We start from the raw sequence: 19,088 nt of genomic DNA on the forward strand, positions 1-19,088 counted from the left end.
GTGTTTGTTCGGGTTGGTGATGGTTTCCTATTCTGCTCGGATGACCGGGCCGATCGTGGTGGGCAAGGTGTCCCGCCGACTCAGGGTCCACGAGGCGTGGCGACGGTGGCGCCGCGTGTTGCGGGCCCTGACGACCGCCCTCGTGGTGTTGTCCATCACGGTGGTCACCGGACTCGGGGTCGCGCGGGCCACCGTGCTCTCGGGCGACTGGTACGACGGTGTGCTCGAACGCGAGCACGCCTACGACCGGCTCTACGACGAGGTGCTGGTCGACCCGCGCCTGGCCGCGGTCACCAACGACCTGCTGGGCCGGCTGCCGATACCGCCCAACCAGATCACCGCCAACCTGCGCCTGGTGCTGCCGCCGTCCACGCTGCGCGGGATGGTGCGCGAGCAGGTCGGGCACACCGTCGGCTACCTGCGCGGCGACGAGCGCGAACTGCGACTGACCGTCGACCTCAAGCCGGTGATCAACAACCTGGGCAAGGTCGCCGACGTGTTCGTCGGCGACCTCACCGGCGACGTGCCCCGGGTGACCGAGGACAACGCGCCGGCGCTGGTGGACGGGGTCTCCAAGGCGCTGGACGCGCTCGCGCAGGGCCGTCCGCCCGAGGCGCTGCCGGCGCTGAACCTGGACCCGGCCGCGGCTCCCGAGGTGGCCGACCTGATCCTGGCCCGGCTGCCGGTGGAGGCGCGTGCGCCGATCCGCGGCCAGGTGGTCGCCTCGCTGCGCGCCGACGACCTCGGCGGGGTGCTGGTGGCGATCGTCCCGGTGATCTTCGGCGAGAAGGTGCGCCAGGCGCAGCTGGGCCTGACCGGACTCTCGGGCGGCGGCACCTGGGACCTGACCCTGGATCTGCGGGCGAGTCAGGCCGACCGGGACACCAGACTGAAGCTGGGTCAGCTCGAACAACTGCGCGCGATGACGGTGTTCGGCCTGGGCCGGCTGCTCACCGTGGCGAGCGTGACCGCGCTGCTGGGCCTGGTGGTGCTGTGGCGCACCGGGTCGGCGCGCGGCGCGGCCCGGTTGCGGCTGCCCGCGCTGGCCCTGGCGGGCGGCGGGCTGCTCGCCGGGCTGGGCTGCCTGGTCGCGTGGGGACTGCTGCCGCACGTGGTCTCGGAGCACCGGGAGGGCTGGGCGCCCTCGGTGGTCCGGCTGACCGGCGACCTCCAGGAGGCCGCGGCGCGCGACATCGTCGGGGTCTGGCTGGCCGCGGCGGCGGTGCCGCTGGTGTTCGGCGGGGTCACCTTCGGCGCGGTCGCGCTGTGGGACAAGCACAAGCACCGGCGGGCCGCGCCGGTGCGGCACACCACCCGGCGGGTGCTCACCTCCGGCGCGGCGGTGGTCGCGGCCGGCGCGATCGCGCTGACCATCTTCGTCCCGGTGCCCACCTCCGGATCCGGCTCCGACGCCAAGCGCTGCAACGGGATGACCGAGCTGTGCAACCGGCGCTACGACCAGGTCGCCTACCTGGCCACGCACAACTCGATGTCCTCCACCGCGGCCCGTTTCCTCAGTCCGCTCCAGGACGCGGACATCGTCACCCAGTTGGATGCCGGCGTGCGCGGCCTGCTGGTGGATTCCTACACGTGGGAGGCGCCCGAGGAGGTGGCCGGCCGGCTCGCCGAGTCGGACCTGGATCCCGAGTCGCGCAGGATCGTCGCCGGGGTGATCAACGACGTCGCGCCGGCCCGACCCGGGCTGTGGTTGTGCCACTCGGTGTGCCGGGGCGGTGCGTTGCCGATGGTGGAGACGCTGCGCGCGGTGGGCCAGTGGATGGACCGCAACCCGCACGAGGTGGTCACCATGATCGTGCAGGACGCGATCACCGCGCAGCAGACCGAATGGGCGTTTCGCGAGGCGGGCCTGGAGCGACTGCTGTTCACGCCGGCGGCCGATCCGAACGAGCCGTGGCCCACGCTCGGCTCGATGGTCGAGAAGAACCGTCGCCTGGTGGTCTTCGCCGAACGCGCCGACGGACCGGCCCCGTGGTACCGCAACTTCTACAAGTACGGGATGGAGACGCCGTACGCCTTCGCGAGCCCGGCCGAGATGACCTGTGCGCCCAATCGCGGCGACGTGGACAAGCGACTGTTCCTGATGAACAACTTCGTCACCTCCACCGGCGGCAGCCGACTCGACGCCGGACAGGTCAACTCGCGGCCGTTCCTGCTGGATCGGGCCCGTCGGTGCGAACGCGAACGCGGCGCACCGGTGAACTTCGTCGCGGTCGACTTCGCCACCATCGGCGACGCCAAGGGTGCCGTGGACGTGTTGAACATCACCCGGAAAACCCACTGATGGGCCGTCAATTTATCGACAGAAAAGGATCAGTAGGACAGGCCGTGTCCGGTTTCGAAGAGCGGCTCCGCGTCCGCCGGCAGGTCGCTGGCGAGCCGTCCGGCGGGCGCGTAGCGGCCGAACACCACATCGAGCACACCCTCGTCGTCCGCGCCCCGGGTGCCCAGCAACGCGGCGCAGTAGCCGACCAGATCGGCCACCGCGGCCGGCCGGTACAGGTCGATCACCGCGACCGTGGGCACCGACGCGGCGATGTCCACGATCCGATCCAATTCGGCGCCGTGGTGGTCCTCGGGCAGGCGCAGCAGGGCCACGTCGGCGTCCGCGAGGTCGGTCACCACGGTCGCGTAGCGGGCCGCGACGCCGGCGTCGACGTGCTCGGTGTACACGCGCAACGCGTCGCGCAGGGGTAGGGCCGGTCCGCCGCTCGTGCTGATCCGTGAGCTGATGCGGTTCGTGAGCAGCACGACGGCGTGCGGGTCCCGGTCCGTCATGGGTGAGCCCTCCTCCCGGCCGCGGCAGGCGCCGCCCTGACCCCGGACCCTACGCGCCGGGGACGACGTCTCGGGCACCAGGTTGCCGGTGCCTACCCCGAACCGGCCTGCTCAGCCCGGCGCGTCCAGTGCCGCGGCCGCGGTGCGGGCCAGCGCAACCAGCCGCTCGCGATCGACGACCGGGATGGTGATGTCCACGGAGGTGACCAGATCGCCGCGGGCCCGGGCGAAGGCGATGCCGTCGCCGCGGGCGGGATCGCGGTAGACCACCGCCGCGTCCGAGATCCCGGGCAGCACCTCGTGCGGGCCGGGACCGGTGGCGGTCGAGCGCGCGGTGTCCAGCGGTCCGCCGACCATCGCCTGCGGCAACTGCCCGACGGTGACGGTCAGTACGTGCCGGCCCCCGGCATCGACGTACTCGCAGGTGCGCCCGGCGTCCGCGGGCCTGGTGTGCACGGGACCGATCGCGAGCACCTCCTCGACCCGGGTGGGCGAAAGCAGGTCGCAACTGTCGGCGGGCGAGATGCTGTTGCCCACCGGAGAGGGGGTGGGCCGAGGGGGTGCGCCCGCGTTGTCGCCGGGTGCGGGTGCGGAGACGGCCGCGTGCCGGGGCGGCTCGTCCGAGTCCTCGCAGCCGCCGAGCAGGCACGCCAGACCCACCACCCCCACCAGGGTGGCGGTGGGTCCGACGCGCGCGGTCACAGCCGGCCGACCATCGTCCGGGCGATGCCGGCCAGGACGTCGGCCGACACGTCCTTGTCGCTGCGGGTGACGTAGACGTCCGCGTCCAGGTAGGTGTCGCCGAGGAGCTTGGCCCAGACCACGCCGTTGGCGGTCGAATCGCGGTAGGTGAAGGCCGCGTCGCCCACCCCGGGCAGGGCCGTGGGGTTGTCGCCCCCGTCGATGGTGCCCTTCGCGGCCTGTTCGGCGGTGCTGTACTTGGCGTCGCTGGAGGACATCATCACGGTCATCATGGACAACCCTCGGGAGTCCCGGTAGTCGCAGAACGAGCTGCTCGCGCTCTTGAGCTTTTGATCCACCTCCGCCTTGACCACCGGCAGTCCGAGCAGCGTGGCCACCTCGGCCGCGGTGAAGAAGCGGCACGGGTCGTTGATGTAGGGACCGGTCGTCCCGGTCGCCGGCGCCGAGGTCCCGGTCGAGGAGGCGCTCGGCGAGGCCGTGGCCGATGTGCTCGCGGACGACGAGGCGCCGTCGGTGGGCGGCGCGGTGGTGCGGCGCGGCGGCTTGGTCGCGGTGTTCGTCGGTCGACCGGTCGGCGCGCTCGTCGGCGTCGGCTTGGCGCTTTCGAGCGCGCGAACGGTGTCCAGCGGCGACCTGTCGTTGTTTCCGCAGCCGGCGACGCCGGCGCCCACGGTCAACGCGACGAGTACCGCGACCACGCCCGTGCGGACAGTCCTGGTGCGCACTGTGGTGTTCCCCCCGGTGTTCGAAGTGCAGTCGTCCATGAGATGAACCTAGGGCCCGAGGCGTTCCCGAACGAGTGGTACCTCCCTTGCAAGTCGAGGGGGATGTGAGGGCGCGATAATGCGCCCATGACTTCCGCACCACACTCAACCACCCACCCGGGGGCTCGCGCGGTGACGCAGGCCGTGATCCTCGCCGGCGGGCAGGGTTCCCGGCTGCGCCCCTATACCGACGATCGACCCAAGCCGATGGTGGAGATTCCCGGCACCGGCACCCCGATCATCGGACACCAGCTGCGCTGGCTGGCCGCCGAGGGCGTGCGCGATGTCGTGGTCTCCTGCGGGCACCTCGCCGAGGTGCTCCAGGACTGGCTCAAGAGCGCCGATCTGCCGGTGCGCGTGGAGACCGTCGTGGAGACCGAGCCGCTGGGCCGGGGCGGCGGGCTGAAGTTCGCCGCCGCCGCGCTGCCGCGCCCGGACGAGCCGTGGTACGCCACCAATGGCGACATCTGGACCCGGTTCTCGCTCACCGAGATGGCCGCCTTCCACCACGAGCGCACCGCGTTGGCCACGCTCGCGCTGGCCCGGCCCCGGATCCCGTGGGGGGTGGTGGAGACCGACAAGTACGGCCACGTCCTGGACTTCATCGAGGCGCCGCCCTCGCCGTACCTGATCAACGCGGGCGTGTACGTGTTCGCGCCCGAGTTCACCGCGCTGCTGCCGGACGTCGGCGACCACGAGCGCACCACGTTCCCCGGGCTGGCCCGGGCCCAGCGGCTGGCCGGTTTCCCGATTCCGCAGGGCGCCTACTGGCGTGCGATCGACACCGCCAAGGACCTGTCCGAGGCGGCCAGGGAGCTGCGCGGCGACGGCTGAGCGCTTCCCGTTCGGATCGAACAGGCCCGGCCCCAGCCGCTCGACGGCTGGGGCCGGGCCGTTCTCCCGGGGTTTTCCTGGCGGCTTCCTCCGTCAGCGAGTGGGTTGCTCGGGGTCTCGCGTGCGCGCTTCCCGTGACCCCCGCGGCCACGGGCTCGAGCGAGCTGAGCGGGTGTCCGGCCGCGGTGTCAGGACGTGATGCCCGCGCGGGCGCCCGGGTTGGCGGTGTCGCGCACCACCCGCAGTCCGTCCAACAGACCGGCGAGCTGGCTCTCGGTCAGCGGGTCGATCAGCCAGGTCTGCAGCAGTTCGACATGGCCGGGCAGGACGCCGCCGATGCGATCCGCGCCGTCGCGGGTGAGCACCGCGAACAGTGCCCGGCGGTCGGTGGGACAGTTCTCCCGGGCGACCAGTCCCTCCTTTTCCAGGCGATCCACCACCCGGGTCACGCCGGATGTGGACAACGACGTCTGGGCGGCGAGGTCGCTCATCCGCAGGCGTTGCTCGGCCGAGCGGGACAACCGGACCAGCACGTTGAAGTCCACGGTGGACAGACCGTGCTCGCCCAACTGCGGACTGAGCCGGTCCATCAGGCCGGTGTAGACCTCCACGAGCAGTCCCATGGCGGTGATGCGCGGATCGTCGAAGGGGGTGGTCGTCGAAGGGGCTGGGGATGCGGCTCTCGGGGGAGTGTGCATGTCACTATCATAGCGAGTAGTTGACATGCGGAATATCTTTGTCCAAGCTATTGCTGAGGTCGATATCCGCAAGGCAACGACATTCTCCCCGAGGAGTGCGACATGACCGCCACCACACCCCGCCGCGACTGGGAAGGGCTCACGATCCCGACGGCCGGCAGGTACGCGCTCGACGCGGCCCACACCCGCGTCGGGTTCACGGCGCGGCACTTGATGGTGAGCAAGGTCCGCGGGCAGTTCACCGACTTCTCCGGCGAGATCACCGTCGCCGAGGACCCGATGGACTCCCGGGTCGAGACGACGATCTCCACCGCGAGCATGACCACCGGCCACAAGGACCGCGACGCCCACCTGGCGAGCGCGGACTTCCTGGAGGTGGAGAAGTATCCGCAGATGACCTTCCGTACGCTGCGCCTGAGCGGCCACAGCGGCAACGAGTTCACCCTGGACGGCGAACTGACCATCAAGGGCATCGCCCGCGAGGTCGAACTCGCGGTCGAACTGGAGGGTCTGGCGACCAGCCCGTGGGGGCAGGAGGTACTCGCGTTCACCGCGACCACCGAGATCGACCGCGAGGACTTCGGGATCACCTGGAACCAGGCGCTGGAGAGCGGCGGCGTGCTGGTCTCGAAGAAGATCAAGATCGAGATCGAGGGCGAGGCCGTCCGCCAGGAGGGCTGATCCGCTCGATCGACGGGACGTGTCGAAGGGGCCGGGCGCATGGTGCCCGGCCCCTTCGACATGCGTGCGGCGGCCCCGGCCGGCTCGACGGCGCGGGCGCGCCGCGCGCTCCCGACCGGGGCCCCGAGCTCAGCGGCTCGCCAGGAACGCGTCCACCTGCTCGTGGATGTAGGCCACGTCCTCGGCGTCCATCCGGTGGTTCATCGGCACGATCAGCGCGTGCTCCATCACCCGGTCGGCGTTCGGGTAGCCGGCCGGGTCGGCGCGATGCGCGATGTCCTTGAAGCCCGGCTGGCGCAGGATGTTGCCCGACCACACGGTGCGGGTGGACACCCCGCGCTCCTCCAGCCACGCCTGCATCTCGCCGCGGGTGAAGGACACCCCCTCGTTCAACAGGATGGGGAAGTTGAGCCAACCCGTCTCCAGCCCCTCGGTCTGCCGCGGCGCGGTGAACTCGGGGCGCGCGTCGAAGTAGGCGTGATGCGCCGCGAAGTGCGCTTGGCGCGTGGCCAGGAACCGGGGCAACTTGGCGAGCTGGGCCAGACCGAAGGCGGCGCCCAGCTCGGAGGGTTCGAAGTTCCAGCCGATCTCGTCGAAGATGAACAGGTTGTCGTACAGCACGCCGTCGATCTCCTCGAAGAAGTCGCGGTTGCCGCGCTTGGAGCCGAACAACTGCAGTTCGCTGCGCCGGCCCCAGCGCCGCAACATCAGGCCCCGGTCGCGCAGGTCCTCGTCGTCGGTGAGCACCATGCCGCCGTTGCCCGCGCAGGTGATGATGTGCGACATCGCGAAACTGGTCACCGAGATGTCCGCGCGGGTCCCCGTCGGCGTGCCGCGCAAGGTGGCGCCGAGCGCGTCGCAGGAGTCCTCGATCACCTTGAGGCCGTGCCGGTCCGCGATCGTGCGGATCACGTCCCAGTCGGGGGCGTTGCCCGCGAGGTTGGGGGTCAGGACGGCCCGGGTGCGCGGGCCGATCAGGGCCTCGATCCGGGCCGGGTCGATCTGGTAGGTGTCCGGCTCGACGTCCGCGAGCACCGGCACCAGGCCGGCCTTGACCATCGGCGCGATGTCGGTGGAAAAGGTCAGCGTGGAGGTGATGATCTCGTCCCCCGGGGACAGCCGCAACAATTCGATCGCGAGATAGAGCGCGGAGGAACCCGAGTTGCACATCAGGCCGTTGCGCTTGCCGAACAACTCCGCGACGCGCGTCTCCATGGCCGCCACGTTGCGCCCGATGCCCATCGCCGAGGGCGGCCCGTTCAGCACCGTCAACATCGCGTCGATCTCGCTCTGGTCGTGCACGCTGCCGGCGTACGGGATCTTGCGCATGAGTGCCTACCCTCGTGGTGATGTCGCGAGCGCAACATGGCTGACGAAACGTCAGCTGACGATGTGTCATAGCTATCATGGCTATGATGGGCGAACAAGACGACGGGAGCTGAGCGTGCGCTACACCACTGTGGGCAAGTCGGGTCTGAAGGTTTCCGCGATCGGCCTCGGCTGCAACAACTTCGGGATGCGGATGGACCAGGACGGTGCCGACAAGGTGGTCGGCGCGGCGCTCGACGCGGGAGTGACCCTGTTCGACACCGCCGACGTGTACGGCGGCGGGCAATCCGAGGTGCTGCTGGGCAAGGCCCTGGGCAGCCGCCGCGAGGACGTGGTCGTGGCGACCAAGTTCGGCGCGAAGGCGGCCGAAGGGCCGTACGGCCGCGGCTCCTCGCGCCGGCACATCGTGCGCAGCTGCGAGGGCAGCCTCCGGCGCCTGGGCACCGACCACATCGACCTGTACTACCAGCACTACGCCGACCCGGAGACCCCGATCGAGGAGACGCTGGGCGCGCTCGACGACCTGGTCCGGGCAGGGAAGGTGCGCTACGCGGGCACCTCCAACCTGGCCGCCTGGCAACTGGCCGACGCCGCACACCTCGCGGGCCCGACCCGTTTCGTCGCCGCGCAGGTCGAGTGGAGCCTGCTGGAGCGCACCGTCGAACGGGACATGGTGCCCGCCGCCCGGCACTTCGGCGTCGGTGTCATCCCGTACTTCCCGCTCGCGTCCGGCCTGCTCAGCGGCAAGTACCGGCGCGGCGAGGAGTTTCCCCAAGGCAGCCGGTTCGCGGCAATCCCGCGCTTCGCCCAGGGCGTGGCCACCGACGACAACTTCGCCATCGTCGAGCGGCTCACCGCCTACGCCGAGAGCCGGGACCTGACCCTGCTCCAACTCGCGCTGTCCTGGCTGGCCGCGCAGCCCGAGGTGTCCTCCGTCCTGGTCGGCGCGACCCGCCCCGAACAGGCCTCGGCCAATGCCGCCGCGATCGTCGAGCTGACCGCGACCCAGGTCGCCGAGATCGCCGAACTCGCCGCGGCGGTACCGGCGTGAACGCGGCGGCGCAGCCGGTCCGCGCCGGCACCGAGCGATCCCTGCGCAACGCCGGCATCGCGGACGAACTCGCCCGCCGGCTGCGCCGCCGGATCCTGGACGGTCCGCTGCGGGACGGGGACATGCTGCCCAAACAGGACGACCTGATCGCCGAGTTCGGGGTCGGTCGCACCACGCTGCGGCAGGCGTTTCGGATCCTGGAGACCGAGGGCCTGATCACCGTCAAACGCGGCAACACCGGCGGTGCGGTGGTGCACGTGCCGCAACCCGCGGACGCGGCACACATGTTCGGGATGGTGATGCACGCGCGCCAGGTCCGCCTGGACGACCTCGCCCAGGCGCTGCGCCGCCTGGAGCCGGTCTGCGCGGCACTGTGCGCGGCGCGCCCGGACCGGGCCACCGAGGTGCTGCCGTGGTTGCGCGAGGTGCACGCGCGGATGGAACGCGCGGTCGAGGACGGGCCGGCCTACATCCGGGCCGGCCGCGACTTCCACGAGGCGTTGGTGCTGTTGTGCGGCAACGAGACGATGAAGATCCTGCTCGGCGCGGTCGAGGTGTTGTGGGCGCAGCAGGAGCGGGAGTGGGCCCAGGAGGCACTGGCCGACACGGGGGAGCGGGTTCGACGCGCGGGATTGCGTGACCACGAGCGGTTGATCGCGCTGATCGAGGCCGGCGACGAGACCGAGGTCTACCGCGAATCGGTCCGCCACCTCGAAGCGGCCCAGGACTACCCCCTGCGTGATCGCGGCGGGGCGCCCATCACGTCGACCTGAACCGGGGCCATGCGGTCGAGGGGGCGGGGCCGGGTGGCCTCAAACGCCGGCCGGGCTGTTTGGCCTCAAGCGCCGGCCGGGCTGGTTCGCCTCAAGCGCCGGCGGGGCTGAGTGGCCTCAAGCGCCGGCCGGGCTGGATTTGCTGCGGTTGGGCTCGGACCGTTCGACCGCAGCTACGAAGCTCAGCCGGGCGGACCAATCAGCCCCGCCGGCGTTTGAGGCGAACCAGCATGGCCGGCGCATGAGGCCAACCGGGCGGAGGACGGTTCGGGTGCGGCGCCATGCGGCGACGAGAATTTCAGCGACCTCGCCACAGTGCGCCCAGGACATCGCCGTTGAAGCGGCCGATGACGCCCAGCGGGATGCCCTTGGGGCACACCGCCGTGCATTCGCCGGTGTTGGTGCAGCCGCCGAAGTCCGCCTCGTCGTGGGCGTGGATCATCGCCTCGACGCGGGTGTCCTGCTCCACCCTGCCCTGCGGCAGCAGACCCAGGTGGGTGGCCTTCGCGGCAGTGAACAACATCGCCGAGCCGTTCGGGCAGGCCGCCACGCACGCGCCGCAGCCGATGCAGGTCGCGGCCTCGAACGCGGCGTCCGCGTCGGCCTTGGGAATCGGTGTGGCGTGCGCCTCGGGGGCCGAGCCGGTGGGGGCGGTCACATAGCCGCCCGCCTCGATGATCCGGTCCAGGCCGGAACGGTCCACCACCAGGTCCTTGACCACCGGGAAGGCCGCCGCACGCCACGGCTCGACGTCGATGGTCTGCCCGTCGCGGAAGTGCCGCAGGTGCAACTGGCAGGTCGTGGTGGCCTTCTGCGGCCCGTGCGGCACCCCGTCGATGACCAGGCTGCACGCGCCGCAGATGCCCTCGCGGCAGTCGTGGTCGAAGGCCACCGGCTCCTCGCCGCTCTCGGTGAGCCGCTCGTTGAGCACGTCGAGCAACTCCAGGAACGACATGTCCGCCGACGCGTCCGGCACGTCGTAGGCGACCATGCCGCCCCGATCCGCGGGGCCCTTCTGCCGCCAGATGCGCAGGGTGAGTTTCACGCGTAATTCCTTGTGGCCAGAGTGACGTTGTCGAAGGTGAGCTGCTCGCGGTGCAGGATCGGCGGGCCGTCCGTGTACTCCCATGCGGCGACGTAGGCGAACGCCTCGTCGTCCCGGGCCGCCTCACCGCCGGGGCTCTGGTGTTCGGCGCGGAAGTGGCCGCCGCAGGACTCCTCGCGGTGCAGTGCGTCCAAACACATCAGCTCGGCGAGTTCGAGGAAGTCGGCGACCCGGCCGGCCTTCTCCAGCGACTGGTTCAGCCCCGCGCCGGTGCCCGGCACGCGCAGTCGCGACCAGAACTGCGCACGCAGCTCCGGGATCCGCGCCAGCGCCTCGCGCAGCCCGGCGGCGTCGCGCTCCATGCCGCACTTCTCCCACATCAGCAGGCCCAGCTCACGGTGGAAGTGGTCGGCGGACAGGTCGCCGTCGATCGCGAGCAGCCGCTTGACCCGGTCCTGGACGCCCGCTTCCGTGGCCACCAGCTCCGGATCGTCCGCGTCCACCGGCGCGAAGGGTCCCGCCGCGAGGTAGTGGGTGAGCGTGGTCGGGAGCACGAAGTAGCCGTCGGCCAGCCCCTGCATGAGCGCCGAGGCACCCAGCCGGTTCGCGCCGTGGTCGGAGAAGTTCGCCTCGCCGATCACGAACAGGCCCGGGATGGTGGACTGGAGGTCGTAGTCGACCCACAAGCCGCCCATCGTGTAGTGCACCGCCGGGTAGATCCGCATCGGCACGGTGTACGGGTCCTCGCCGGTGATGCGCTCGTACATCGCGAAGAGGTTGCCGTACTTCTCCTCGACGGCCGGTGCGCCCAGCCGGGCGATGGCGTCCGCGAAGTCGAGGTAGACGCCCAGCCCGCCCGGCCCCACGCCGCGCCCCTCGTCGCAGACTCGCTTGGCCGCGCGCGAGGCGATGTCGCGCGGGACGAGGTTGCCGAAGGCCGGGTACATGCGCTCCAGGAAGTAGTCCCGCTCCGCCGCCGGGATGTCACCCGGCGCGCGGGTGTCGCCGCCGGTGGTCGGTACCCACACCCGGCCGTCGTTGCGCAGCGACTCGCTCATCAGGGTGAGCTTGGACTGATGCTCGCCGGAAACCGGGATGCAGGTCGGGTGGATCTGGGTGAAGCACGGGTTGGCGAACAGCGCGCCGCGCCGATGCGCGCGCCAGATCGCGCTCGCGTTGCAGCCCATCGCGTTCGTGGACAGGAAGTAGGCGTTGCCGTAGCCGCCGGTGGCCAGTACGACCGCCTCGGCCAGGTGGGTGGACACCTCGCCGGTGACCAGGTCGCGCACCACCACGCCGCGGGCCCGCCCGTCCACCACCACCAGGTCCAGCATCTCGGTGCGCGCGTGCACGGTGACGTTGCCGGCCGCGACCTGGCGCGACATCGCCTGGTAGGCGCCGAGCAGGAGTTGCTGGCCGGTCTGGCCGCGTGCGTAAAAGGTCCGGGAGACCTGGGCGCCGCCGAACGAGCGGGTGTCCAGCAGGCCGCCGTAGTCGCGCGCGAACGGCACGCCTTGCGCGACGCACTGGTCGATGATCTGGGTGCTGACCTCGGCCAGTCGGTGCACGTTGGACTCGCGGGCGCGGAAGTCGCCGCCCTTGATGGTGTCCTTGAACAGCCGGGCCACGCTGTCGCCGTCGCCGCGATAGTTCTTGGCGGCGTTGATGCCGCCCTGCGCGGCGATGCTGTGTGCCCGGCGCGGCGAGTCCTGGTAGCAGAACGAGGTGACCGGGTGGCCCAGTTCGGCCAGCGTGGCGGCGGCGGAGGCGCCTGCCAGGCCGGTGCCGACCACGATCACCGGCAGCCGGCGCCGGTTGGCCGGATTGACCAGCCGCGCGGCCAGCCGGCGCTGCTCCCAGCGCTCGGCCAGGTCGCCGGCGGGGGCGGCGTGGTCGGCGATCTCCGCGCCGACGGTGTACCGCGTGTAGTCGGTGCGCCCGGCGGGTTCGGCGGGTTCGGTGTACTCCGTGTGCGGTTCCATCACGTTCACCCCACGATTCCGACGGTCACGGCGAAAGGCACGGACAGGAATCCGACCGTCATCAGTACGGCGTAGCCGGTCGCGACCCGGGCGATCAGCCGCTCGGTCCCCGGCCGTTGCCGACCGAGCGTGCGGGTCATGCTCCACACGCCGTGCCGCAGGTGGAAGCCGACCGCGACGACCGCGACCGTGTAGATCGCGGTGATGTACCAGTGCTCGAAGTCGGCGGTGACGTTCGTGTACGGCTTGCCGGAGGCGCCGACCGGGTTGGCCACCCCGACGGTGAGGTCGAGCAGGTGGTAGACCACGAACAGGGCGATGATCACACCGCCCCAGCGCATGGTGCGGGCCGCGTACGAGCCCTGCACCGGCGGGCGGTGCACGTACTTGACCGGCCGGGCCCGGCGGGCGCGCCGGGTGAGCAGGATCGCCATCGCCATGTGCACGACCACGCTCACCGTCAATGCCGCACGAATGATCCACAGCGTGCCCTCGTGCGGTACCAGCGGTTCGCCGATGGTGCGCAGCCAGTGGGCGTAGTGGTCGAAGCTCGACTCGCCGAAGAAGATCTTCAGATTGCCCAACATGTGGGCGGTCAGATAGGCAAGGAGCACGGCACCGCTGAGCGCCATCGCGATCTTCATCACGACGGTCGAGCGGTGCGACGCTCCCTGCCTGCGCTGCCCGGCGGAGGCGGGAGCGCGGGTCAGGGTCGCCATGCGTTCGACGGTAGGTGGACCAAGGTCATGCCGTCCAAGATCGGAAATGCCTGGTTTCGATAGCCGACGGCTATGCAAGGCTGGGGGCATGCAGTTTCAGCAGCTCGTCTACTTCGTCGCGGTCGCCGAGACCCGCCACTTCACCCGCGCGGCGGCGCGCACGCACGTCGCCCAACCGTCGTTGTCCAAGCAGATCCGGGCCCTGGAGCACGAGTTGGGCGCCGAACTGTTCACCCGTGTGCGCGGCAACATCGCGCCGACCCCGGCGGGGGAGCGGTTGTTGCCGATCGCGCGGCGGATCCTGGCGGATGTGGACGTGGCACATCTGGAGGTGGCCGAGCTGGTCGGGCTGCGCTCGGGCCGGGTGCGGATCGGCGCCACGCCGTCGTTGTCGGCGAGCCTGCTGGCCGAGGTGCTGCGCAGCTTCCAGGACCGCTACGCGGGCATCCGGCTGCTGGTGGACGAAAACGGCTCGCGCGACCTGGTGCGCTCGTTGTTGCGCGGTGACCTGGATCTGGCGCTGATCGTGGTGCCGCCGCAGGGGGTGGGCGCGGCGCTGACCACCGAGCCGCTGCTGCGTGAGGACCTGGTGCTCGCGGGCACGCCGCCGGTGACCGGTGCGACGGTGCCGATCGAGGCGCTGCGCGGAGTGCGCCTGGTGATGTTCCGGGACGGCTACGACCTGCGCGAGGCGACCCTGACGGCGTGTCACGAGGCGGGCTTCGAGCCGGAGTTCGCGATCGAGGGGGGCGAGATGGACGCGGTGCTGCGGTTCGTCGAAGTGGGCCTGGGGCCGGCCATCGTGCCGAGCATGGTGTTGGCCGGGCGGCCTGGGCTGACCGCGACGCCGCTCACCCCGCCGGGCCTGTCCCGCACCATCGCGCTCGCGCACCGCAGCGACGCCGCGCTCACCCACGCGGCGCGCGCCTTCCGGGACGAATTGCGGGCGTTCCTGGTCCCGGACCGGCTTCCGGCGGGAGTCGAGCGGATCGGTGCCGGCGATGCGTGAGCCGCCGCCGGCACACACCCGACCCGGCGTCCGCCGGCGACGACGTCGCGACCTCAGCCCAGCGGCATGATCAGGCAGGTCGTGGTCGCGGTGGCCAGCAATCGGCCCTGGTGGTCGGTGAGTTCGGCCTCGGCGGTGCGGATGGTGCGCCCGCGGTGGATCACCCGGCCCTCGGCGCGCAGCTTGCTGCCGTCCAGCGGGCCGGGGCGCAGGTAGCGCACCGAGATGTCCAGCGACGTGTAGCCGGTGGCGGCCGGCAGCGTCGTGTGCACCGCGCAGGCCATCGCCGAATCGAGCAGGGTGGCCGCGATGCCGCCGTGCATGGTGCCGATCGGGTTGGCGAACTCCGGGCGGGCGGACGCGCTGAACACGATCCGGCCGTCCTCGACCTCCTCCGGCTCCATGCCGATGAACGGGCCGATTCCCGTGTGCATGCCATGTTCCCGGAGGGCCTGGAGCTGTTCCAGACCGGTCGGTCCCGCAGTCGACGACGTAGTGCTCATCCCGAACCCCTCACTGAGTTGACGTTGTCAAGTTGACAACGTCAACTCGGCGGCTGTCAACTGGGCCCGTGTCTTCCACCAGCCGATCCCGCACCCGCGCCCGACCCGGGGACGGTGCGCTGCTGCGCGATGAGATCCTGCGCGCGGCGACCGCGCTGCTGGAGGAGGCCGGCGACGAGTCCGCGCTGACGCTGCGCGCGGTGGCCGCGCGGGTGGGCGTGACGACGCCGTCGGTATACCTGCACTTCGCGAGCAAGCAGGACCTGGTCGAGGCGGTCTGCCTCGCGGTGTGGGAGGACCTCGGGCGGCGGATGCGCGAGGTGGGGGCCGGCGTCGAGGACCCCTACCAGTCGATGCGTCGGCGCGGTGCCGCGTTCGTTCGCTTCGGGCTCGAACACCCGGTGCAGTACCGGCTGTTGATGATGCGCCCGAGATCCGATGCACAGACCGGACGGACTGCGGCTGACGCGTGTCTGGCCTACGTCGGCGAGGCGATTCAGCCGTGTCTGGACGCGGGTGTCCTGGTCGGCGACCCGACCCGGCTGACCCTGCAGATGCTCGCGGCGCTGCACGGCCTGGTCGCGCTGTATCTCGCGCAGCCGAACTACCCGTGGCCGGACGACGTGGAGACGATGGCGGACGAGGTGACCCGGATGGCCGGGTTGGGCTCCGCGCTCGCCGGGCGGCTGCGCGGTCCCGGTCCGGCGCCGAGCACGAGTGCGTTCGCGGCGGGATTCGACGCGCTGGCGGAGCGGCTGCACCGGCCGGAGTGCGCGGATCCGGCGGAGATCGAGCCGGCGGGCGGCGAAGCCCGGGGCGGCGAATCCCCTGACGACGCACCCGAGGGCGTCGAACCCTCGGGCGGCGGGCCGCTCCCGTAGCGCCAGGCGGGGGAGGCGGCCGCGCGCCCGGTGCGCGTGGGGGTCAGTGACCCTTGCGCTTGTCCGCCTGCTTCTTCACCTTGTCCACGATGGACTTGACCTTGTCCGGGTTCTTCTTGGCGTAGTCGGTCGCCTTCTTGATCAACTTGTCGAGACCGGCCATGACGCCCACTCCTTGTTCGGTACGGGGCGGTGGGTCGCACCGCCGCCGTACTGCTTCGTGCTCTGGTTCAGGATCAACCGCCGTCCGGGTCGAATCGTTCCCCGGTGCGACGTCAGGGCCGCATCGAGGACGATGCGGCCCTGCTGCACGGCGCGTGCGGTTCGTGCGCCCGGGTTCGATCCCGGGAGTCGGCTCAGACGTTGACGCCGAAGTCCTTCGCGATGCCGGCCAGACCCGAGGCGTAGCCCTGGCCGACCGCGCGGAACTTCCACTCGTTGCCGTTGCGGTACAGCTCACCGAAGACCATCGCGGTCTCGGTGGACGCGTCCTCGGTGAGGTCGTAGCGCGCGAGTTCGTTGTTGTCCGCGCGGTTGACGACCCGGATGTACGCGTTGCGCACCTGGCCGAAGGACTGGTCCCGGGCCACCGCGTCGTGGATGGACACCGGGAAGACGACCCGCTGGACATCGGCCGGCACGGACGCGAGGTCGACGTTGACGGTCTCGTCGTCGCCCTCGCCCTCGCCGGTGAGGTTGTCACCGGTGTGCTGGACCGAGCCGTCGGGGCTGGTCAGGTTGTTGTAGAAGACGAAGTGCAGATCGGACAGCACCCGACCGTCGTTGCCGAGCAGCAGTGCGCTCGCGTCGAGGTCGAAGTCCGCACCGGTCGTGCTGCGCGCATCCCATCCGAGACCCACCGCGACGGCGGTGAGACCGGGCGCGGCCTTGGACAGGGATACGTTGCCGCCCTTGGCGAGACTGACTCCCATGGCAGTGCTTCCTTCCCTCGTGCATATCGGGGTACAGGCGGATCGGGTGATCACGCGACGGCCGCCCGATGGGTAAATCTACAGGATCTACAGGACTGTAGAAGCCCGGCGTGCGCCGGCGCGACGTGCGCAAGTCGTGGGACGTGCGATCGCCAATGCAGTGATACCCCATCCCACCATCGGCGGACGACTACGGGCAGCCGAACTCTGGGTCCGGGTCCGTCGTTTCGGCCACATCCGGGCGGATTCACGCATCCTGGGGCGCAGTCCGCCCCGGTCCGGGCACCCGGGCGGACAGCCGGAACGCCTCGCCGACGACGCCGGCGGTGAGCGTGCCGCCCAGCGCCGCCAGTCGTCCGTCGAGCGAACGCAGCCCCAGCCCCGACCCGATCGGCGCGACACCGGCGCCGCCGCGGACGCCGTCGTTGGTCAGGACCAGGACGACGGCACCGTCCGGCTCTACCGTCGCGGTGATCGCGCACCGGCTCGCGGCGCTGTGCCGCAGCACGTTGGTGGCGCCCTCGCGCAGCACGGTCGCCAATACGGTGTCGGCGCCGGCGGGCAACTCGCCCACGTCGACGGCGACCTCCACCACCATCCCGGCCCCGGCCAGCATGTCCCGGGCGGCGAGCGCCTCCACCGCCAAGGACATCCCGCGATACCCGCCCGCGACCGTGCCCACGTCGGCCAGCGCCTGTCGGGCCATCGCCAGACCCTCGGCGAGCTGGTCCGCCGCCGACTTCGGATCGCGGTCGAGCAGGCGCAGCGCGAGTTGGCTCCTGAGTACCAGCGCGGACAGGCTGAACCCGAGCAGATCGTGCAGGTCGTGCCCGAAACGCAGCCGCTCGCGGGCCACGTGCGCGGCGGCCAACTCGATCCGGGCCACGCACAACGCCCGCGCCAGGTCGGCCATCCGGACCAGCCCGTACACCAGCGCCGCACGCTCCAGGATCCACACCACGTGGTAGACGTGGTCGAGCGCGGTCGGGCTCCAGATGCCGAAGTACACGTCGTGGCACGCGAACCCGGCCACCACGAGCACCCGCCACGGCCCGCGCAGCAGCACCAGCGCGAGCCCGGCCAGGAACAGCCCCACCGACCAGACCCGGGCGTCGAACACCACGAGCGGCACGTAGGCGAGTGCGATCTGCGCCGCGAACGTCCACTGCCACCACCGGGGTCGCCCGCCCGGGACCGGTGTGCAGTTGCGGATGTACAGCGCGACGAAGGCGACCAGCAGGAGCCCGAACAGCGCGCGGCGGCCGGCCGAGTAGTCGCTCGCGGCCAGCACCCGCAGCGGCAGCGGCACGATGATCAGCACCAGGATCACCACCCGCAGCACCGCGACCGCGCGCGGCGTCGGCTCGTCGGTGATCGCGGGCGGCGGGGTACTCTCGGCGCTCTTGTGCGCGTGCGCGAAGGCCCGGGCCGACGTCATCGCGTCCCTGGCCTCCGTCAGCGCGTCGGCCAGCTCCGGGCGGGTGCGTTCGGGGTGCTCGCGCAGGCCGGCCAGCAACGCGTCGCCGCGGTCCAGGATCCGGGTCAGGCTCGCCCCGACGCCTTCGGTCAGCTGCCGGGCGAAGCCCAGCCGTTGGCGGGCGACCTCGGCGTCGGCGAGCGCGGTGCGGGTCGCGGCCAGCGCGGCGACCAGGTCGGCCAGCCCGGCGAGCGCGTACACCGCCAGACCGACCAGCACGGCCTGGCCCACCACCAGGTACAGCGCCTCCACCACGGTCGGCCGCACCGCGAGCCCGACCGGCACCTGGGCGGCCACCACCGCCAGGAACCCGGCCCAGCCCGCCCAGGCCGGCCGCAGCAGAAGCAGCGCGGCGCCGGCCAGGAAGCCCGGGTTGCCGTACCAGGTCTCGTGGAACCAGGTCATCGGCAGGTAGGTGAGCACCGCCTGCGCACCGAGCGTCCAGGCCCAGCCGGCCGGCCGCGAGCCGTCCGCCGGGCGTACACAGTTGCGCAGATGCAGGATGACCAGGGCGAGCAGGAGTGCCAGTGCGATCGCCTTGGCGCCGGTCGACAACCGGGTCGATTGGACCAGGCCGACGAAGCCGCCGAAGAAGAAGCCGCAGGTGACCGTCGCGACCACCACCCGCGCGAGCAGGGCAGCCGGCTCGGCGTCCGCACGCGGGCCGAAGGCGGCCCGCAGCGCGTCGCGACGAACCCTGGACGCCACCATGACCATCCCCTGTGCTGTTCCGCGGTGCAGCCGCCGCCGGCGGCTGCGGGCATGCCGGCCGGCCCGGACACCGCTCCGGCCCCGGCCCCTGTCTCGACGGCAGGCAAACCGTACCGACCGGACATCGGGCCGTCACCCCCCGGGTCGACCGCGCCCGGAACCCGGGTCGGGTGCCCCGGAGCGCGTCGCCGGCGCGGATAC

The 19,088-nt window shown here is 71.4% G+C and carries 19 protein-coding genes; 7 read left to right on the forward strand and 12 right to left on the reverse strand.

Annotation, left to right across the window (positions count from 1 at the left end; all coding sequences use genetic code 11):
- Positions 1-40 precede the first annotated feature (40 nt).
- Positions 41-2,302 (forward strand): PI-PLC domain-containing protein, encoded by a 2,262-nt coding sequence (locus ACZOOI_RS27695; protein ID WP_465278380.1) that lies wholly within the window; start codon positions 41-43, stop codon positions 2,300-2,302.
- Positions 2,303-2,331: 29 nt separating this feature from the next.
- On the opposite strand, the gene ACZOOI_RS27700 is transcribed toward ACZOOI_RS27695, so the two are convergent.
- The 3 genes from ACZOOI_RS27700 to ACZOOI_RS27710 all read right to left on the reverse strand — a co-directional run bounded on the left by ACZOOI_RS27700 (position 2,332) and on the right by ACZOOI_RS27710 (position 4,223).
- Positions 2,332-2,796, reverse strand: coding sequence for a glycoside hydrolase family 3 protein (locus tag ACZOOI_RS27700; RefSeq protein ID WP_391582117.1), 465 nt, complete (start codon positions 2,794-2,796; stop codon positions 2,332-2,334).
- A gap of 111 nt (positions 2,797-2,907) precedes the next feature.
- Positions 2,908-3,498, reverse strand: coding sequence for a DUF3558 family protein (locus tag ACZOOI_RS27705; protein WP_465278381.1), 591 nt, complete (start codon positions 3,496-3,498; stop codon positions 2,908-2,910).
- Positions 3,495-4,223: a hypothetical protein gene (locus tag ACZOOI_RS27710; protein ID WP_391582119.1), complete on the reverse strand. Its 729-nt coding sequence runs from the start codon at positions 4,221-4,223 to the stop codon at positions 3,495-3,497. Before ACZOOI_RS27710 ends, ACZOOI_RS27705 begins: the two co-directional genes overlap by 4 nt.
- Positions 4,224-4,349: 126 nt before the next feature.
- Between ACZOOI_RS27710 and ACZOOI_RS27715 the strand changes: the two genes are divergently transcribed.
- Positions 4,350-5,096, forward strand: coding sequence for a nucleotidyltransferase family protein (locus ACZOOI_RS27715; protein ID WP_026217837.1), 747 nt, complete (start codon positions 4,350-4,352; stop codon positions 5,094-5,096).
- A 188-nt stretch (positions 5,097-5,284) separates the two neighbouring features.
- On the opposite strand, the gene ACZOOI_RS27720 is transcribed toward ACZOOI_RS27715, so the two are convergent.
- On the reverse strand, positions 5,285-5,794 hold the full coding sequence (locus tag ACZOOI_RS27720) for a MarR family winged helix-turn-helix transcriptional regulator (RefSeq protein WP_391582121.1): 510 nt from the start codon (positions 5,792-5,794) through the stop codon (positions 5,285-5,287).
- A gap of 102 nt (positions 5,795-5,896) precedes the next feature.
- Between ACZOOI_RS27720 and ACZOOI_RS27725 the strand changes: the two genes are divergently transcribed.
- Entirely contained in the window at positions 5,897-6,475 is a 579-nt protein-coding gene (locus ACZOOI_RS27725; protein ID WP_465278382.1) for a YceI family protein, read from the forward strand.
- Between the two features lie 129 nt (positions 6,476-6,604).
- Here ACZOOI_RS27725 and ACZOOI_RS27730 read toward each other — a convergent pair whose 3' ends face one another.
- Positions 6,605-7,804 carry a DegT/DnrJ/EryC1/StrS family aminotransferase gene (locus tag ACZOOI_RS27730; protein ID WP_391582122.1) on the reverse strand — a complete coding sequence of 400 codons (1,200 nt, stop codon included), beginning with the start codon at positions 7,802-7,804 and terminating at the stop codon, positions 6,605-6,607.
- A gap of 115 nt (positions 7,805-7,919) precedes the next feature.
- On the opposite strand from ACZOOI_RS27730, the gene ACZOOI_RS27735 reads away from it, so the two are divergent.
- Complete coding sequence (locus ACZOOI_RS27735; protein ID WP_465278383.1) at positions 7,920-8,855, forward strand: aldo/keto reductase; 936 nt, start codon at positions 7,920-7,922, stop codon at positions 8,853-8,855.
- Positions 8,852-9,628 carry a FadR/GntR family transcriptional regulator gene (locus ACZOOI_RS27740; protein WP_391582124.1) on the forward strand — a complete coding sequence of 259 codons (777 nt, stop codon included), beginning with the start codon at positions 8,852-8,854 and terminating at the stop codon, positions 9,626-9,628. The genes ACZOOI_RS27735 and ACZOOI_RS27740 overlap by 4 nt, the downstream gene beginning before the upstream one ends.
- Before the next feature lie 298 nt (positions 9,629-9,926).
- On the opposite strand, the gene ACZOOI_RS27745 is transcribed toward ACZOOI_RS27740, so the two are convergent.
- Genes ACZOOI_RS27745 through ACZOOI_RS27755 form a run of 3 tightly spaced genes read right to left on the reverse strand, consistent with a single transcriptional unit; the run spans position 9,927 to position 13,374 of the window.
- Positions 9,927-10,673 carry a succinate dehydrogenase/fumarate reductase iron-sulfur subunit gene (locus tag ACZOOI_RS27745; protein ID WP_465278384.1) on the reverse strand — a complete coding sequence of 249 codons (747 nt, stop codon included), beginning with the start codon at positions 10,671-10,673 and terminating at the stop codon, positions 9,927-9,929.
- Complete coding sequence (locus ACZOOI_RS27750; protein WP_465278385.1) at positions 10,670-12,655, reverse strand: fumarate reductase/succinate dehydrogenase flavoprotein subunit; 1,986 nt, start codon at positions 12,653-12,655, stop codon at positions 10,670-10,672. Before ACZOOI_RS27750 ends, ACZOOI_RS27745 begins: the two co-directional genes overlap by 4 nt.
- Positions 12,656-12,660: 5 nt before the next feature.
- Positions 12,661-13,374 (reverse strand): succinate dehydrogenase cytochrome b subunit, encoded by a 714-nt coding sequence (locus ACZOOI_RS27755; protein WP_465278386.1) that lies wholly within the window; start codon positions 13,372-13,374, stop codon positions 12,661-12,663.
- An 88-nt stretch (positions 13,375-13,462) separates the two neighbouring features.
- On the opposite strand from ACZOOI_RS27755, the gene ACZOOI_RS27760 reads away from it, so the two are divergent.
- Positions 13,463-14,383, forward strand: a complete 921-nt coding sequence (locus tag ACZOOI_RS27760) for a LysR family transcriptional regulator (RefSeq protein WP_465278387.1) — start codon at positions 13,463-13,465, stop codon at positions 14,381-14,383.
- A 53-nt stretch (positions 14,384-14,436) separates the two neighbouring features.
- Here the strand turns inward: ACZOOI_RS27760 and ACZOOI_RS27765 are convergent, their stop codons facing one another.
- Positions 14,437-14,886, reverse strand: a complete 450-nt coding sequence (locus ACZOOI_RS27765) for a PaaI family thioesterase (protein ID WP_465278388.1) — start codon at positions 14,884-14,886, stop codon at positions 14,437-14,439.
- A 68-nt stretch (positions 14,887-14,954) separates the two neighbouring features.
- On the opposite strand from ACZOOI_RS27765, the gene ACZOOI_RS27770 reads away from it, so the two are divergent.
- Complete coding sequence (locus ACZOOI_RS27770) at positions 14,955-15,767, forward strand: TetR/AcrR family transcriptional regulator (RefSeq protein WP_465278389.1); 813 nt, start codon at positions 14,955-14,957, stop codon at positions 15,765-15,767.
- A gap of 43 nt (positions 15,768-15,810) precedes the next feature.
- On the opposite strand, the gene ACZOOI_RS27775 is transcribed toward ACZOOI_RS27770, so the two are convergent.
- The 3 genes from ACZOOI_RS27775 to ACZOOI_RS27785 form a co-directional block, all read right to left on the reverse strand.
- Positions 15,811-15,930, reverse strand: coding sequence for an Rv0909 family putative TA system antitoxin (locus ACZOOI_RS27775; RefSeq protein WP_379989414.1), 120 nt, complete (start codon positions 15,928-15,930; stop codon positions 15,811-15,813).
- 193 nt (positions 15,931-16,123) lie between these two features.
- Positions 16,124-16,699 carry a TerD family protein gene (locus ACZOOI_RS27780; protein ID WP_020548622.1) on the reverse strand — a complete coding sequence of 192 codons (576 nt, stop codon included), beginning with the start codon at positions 16,697-16,699 and terminating at the stop codon, positions 16,124-16,126.
- Between the two features lie 247 nt (positions 16,700-16,946).
- Positions 16,947-18,887: a sensor histidine kinase gene (locus tag ACZOOI_RS27785; protein ID WP_465278390.1), complete on the reverse strand. Its 1,941-nt coding sequence runs from the start codon at positions 18,885-18,887 to the stop codon at positions 16,947-16,949.
- Between the last annotated feature and the right edge of the window lie 201 nt (positions 18,888-19,088).

It is taken from the genome of Embleya sp. L77 (assembly GCF_055557415.1).

Coding starts and splice junctions, on each gene's coding strand:
- ACZOOI_RS27765 (WP_465278388.1), bottom strand. CDS start 14,886: ATGAGCACTACGTCGTCGACTGCGGGACCGACCGGTCTGGAACAGCTC.
- ACZOOI_RS27695 (WP_465278380.1), top strand. CDS start 41: ATGACCGGGCCGATCGTGGTGGGCAAGGTGTCCCGCCGACTCAGGGTC.
- ACZOOI_RS27775 (WP_379989414.1), bottom strand. CDS start 15,930: ATGGCCGGTCTCGACAAGTTGATCAAGAAGGCGACCGACTACGCCAAG.
- ACZOOI_RS27720 (WP_391582121.1), bottom strand. CDS start 5,794: ATGCACACTCCCCCGAGAGCCGCATCCCCAGCCCCTTCGACGACCACC.
- ACZOOI_RS27755 (WP_465278386.1), bottom strand. CDS start 13,374: ATGGCGACCCTGACCCGCGCTCCCGCCTCCGCCGGGCAGCGCAGGCAG.
- ACZOOI_RS27750 (WP_465278385.1), bottom strand. CDS start 12,655: ATGGAACCGCACACGGAGTACACCGAACCCGCCGAACCCGCCGGGCGC.
- ACZOOI_RS27715 (WP_026217837.1), top strand. CDS start 4,350: ATGACTTCCGCACCACACTCAACCACCCACCCGGGGGCTCGCGCGGTG.
- ACZOOI_RS27785 (WP_465278390.1), bottom strand. CDS start 18,887: ATGGTGGCGTCCAGGGTTCGTCGCGACGCGCTGCGGGCCGCCTTCGGC.
- ACZOOI_RS27760 (WP_465278387.1), top strand. CDS start 13,463: ATGCAGTTTCAGCAGCTCGTCTACTTCGTCGCGGTCGCCGAGACCCGC.
- ACZOOI_RS27730 (WP_391582122.1), bottom strand. CDS start 7,804: ATGCGCAAGATCCCGTACGCCGGCAGCGTGCACGACCAGAGCGAGATC.
- ACZOOI_RS27700 (WP_391582117.1), bottom strand. CDS start 2,796: ATGACGGACCGGGACCCGCACGCCGTCGTGCTGCTCACGAACCGCATC.
- ACZOOI_RS27725 (WP_465278382.1), top strand. CDS start 5,897: ATGACCGCCACCACACCCCGCCGCGACTGGGAAGGGCTCACGATCCCG.
- ACZOOI_RS27780 (WP_020548622.1), bottom strand. CDS start 16,699: ATGGGAGTCAGTCTCGCCAAGGGCGGCAACGTATCCCTGTCCAAGGCC.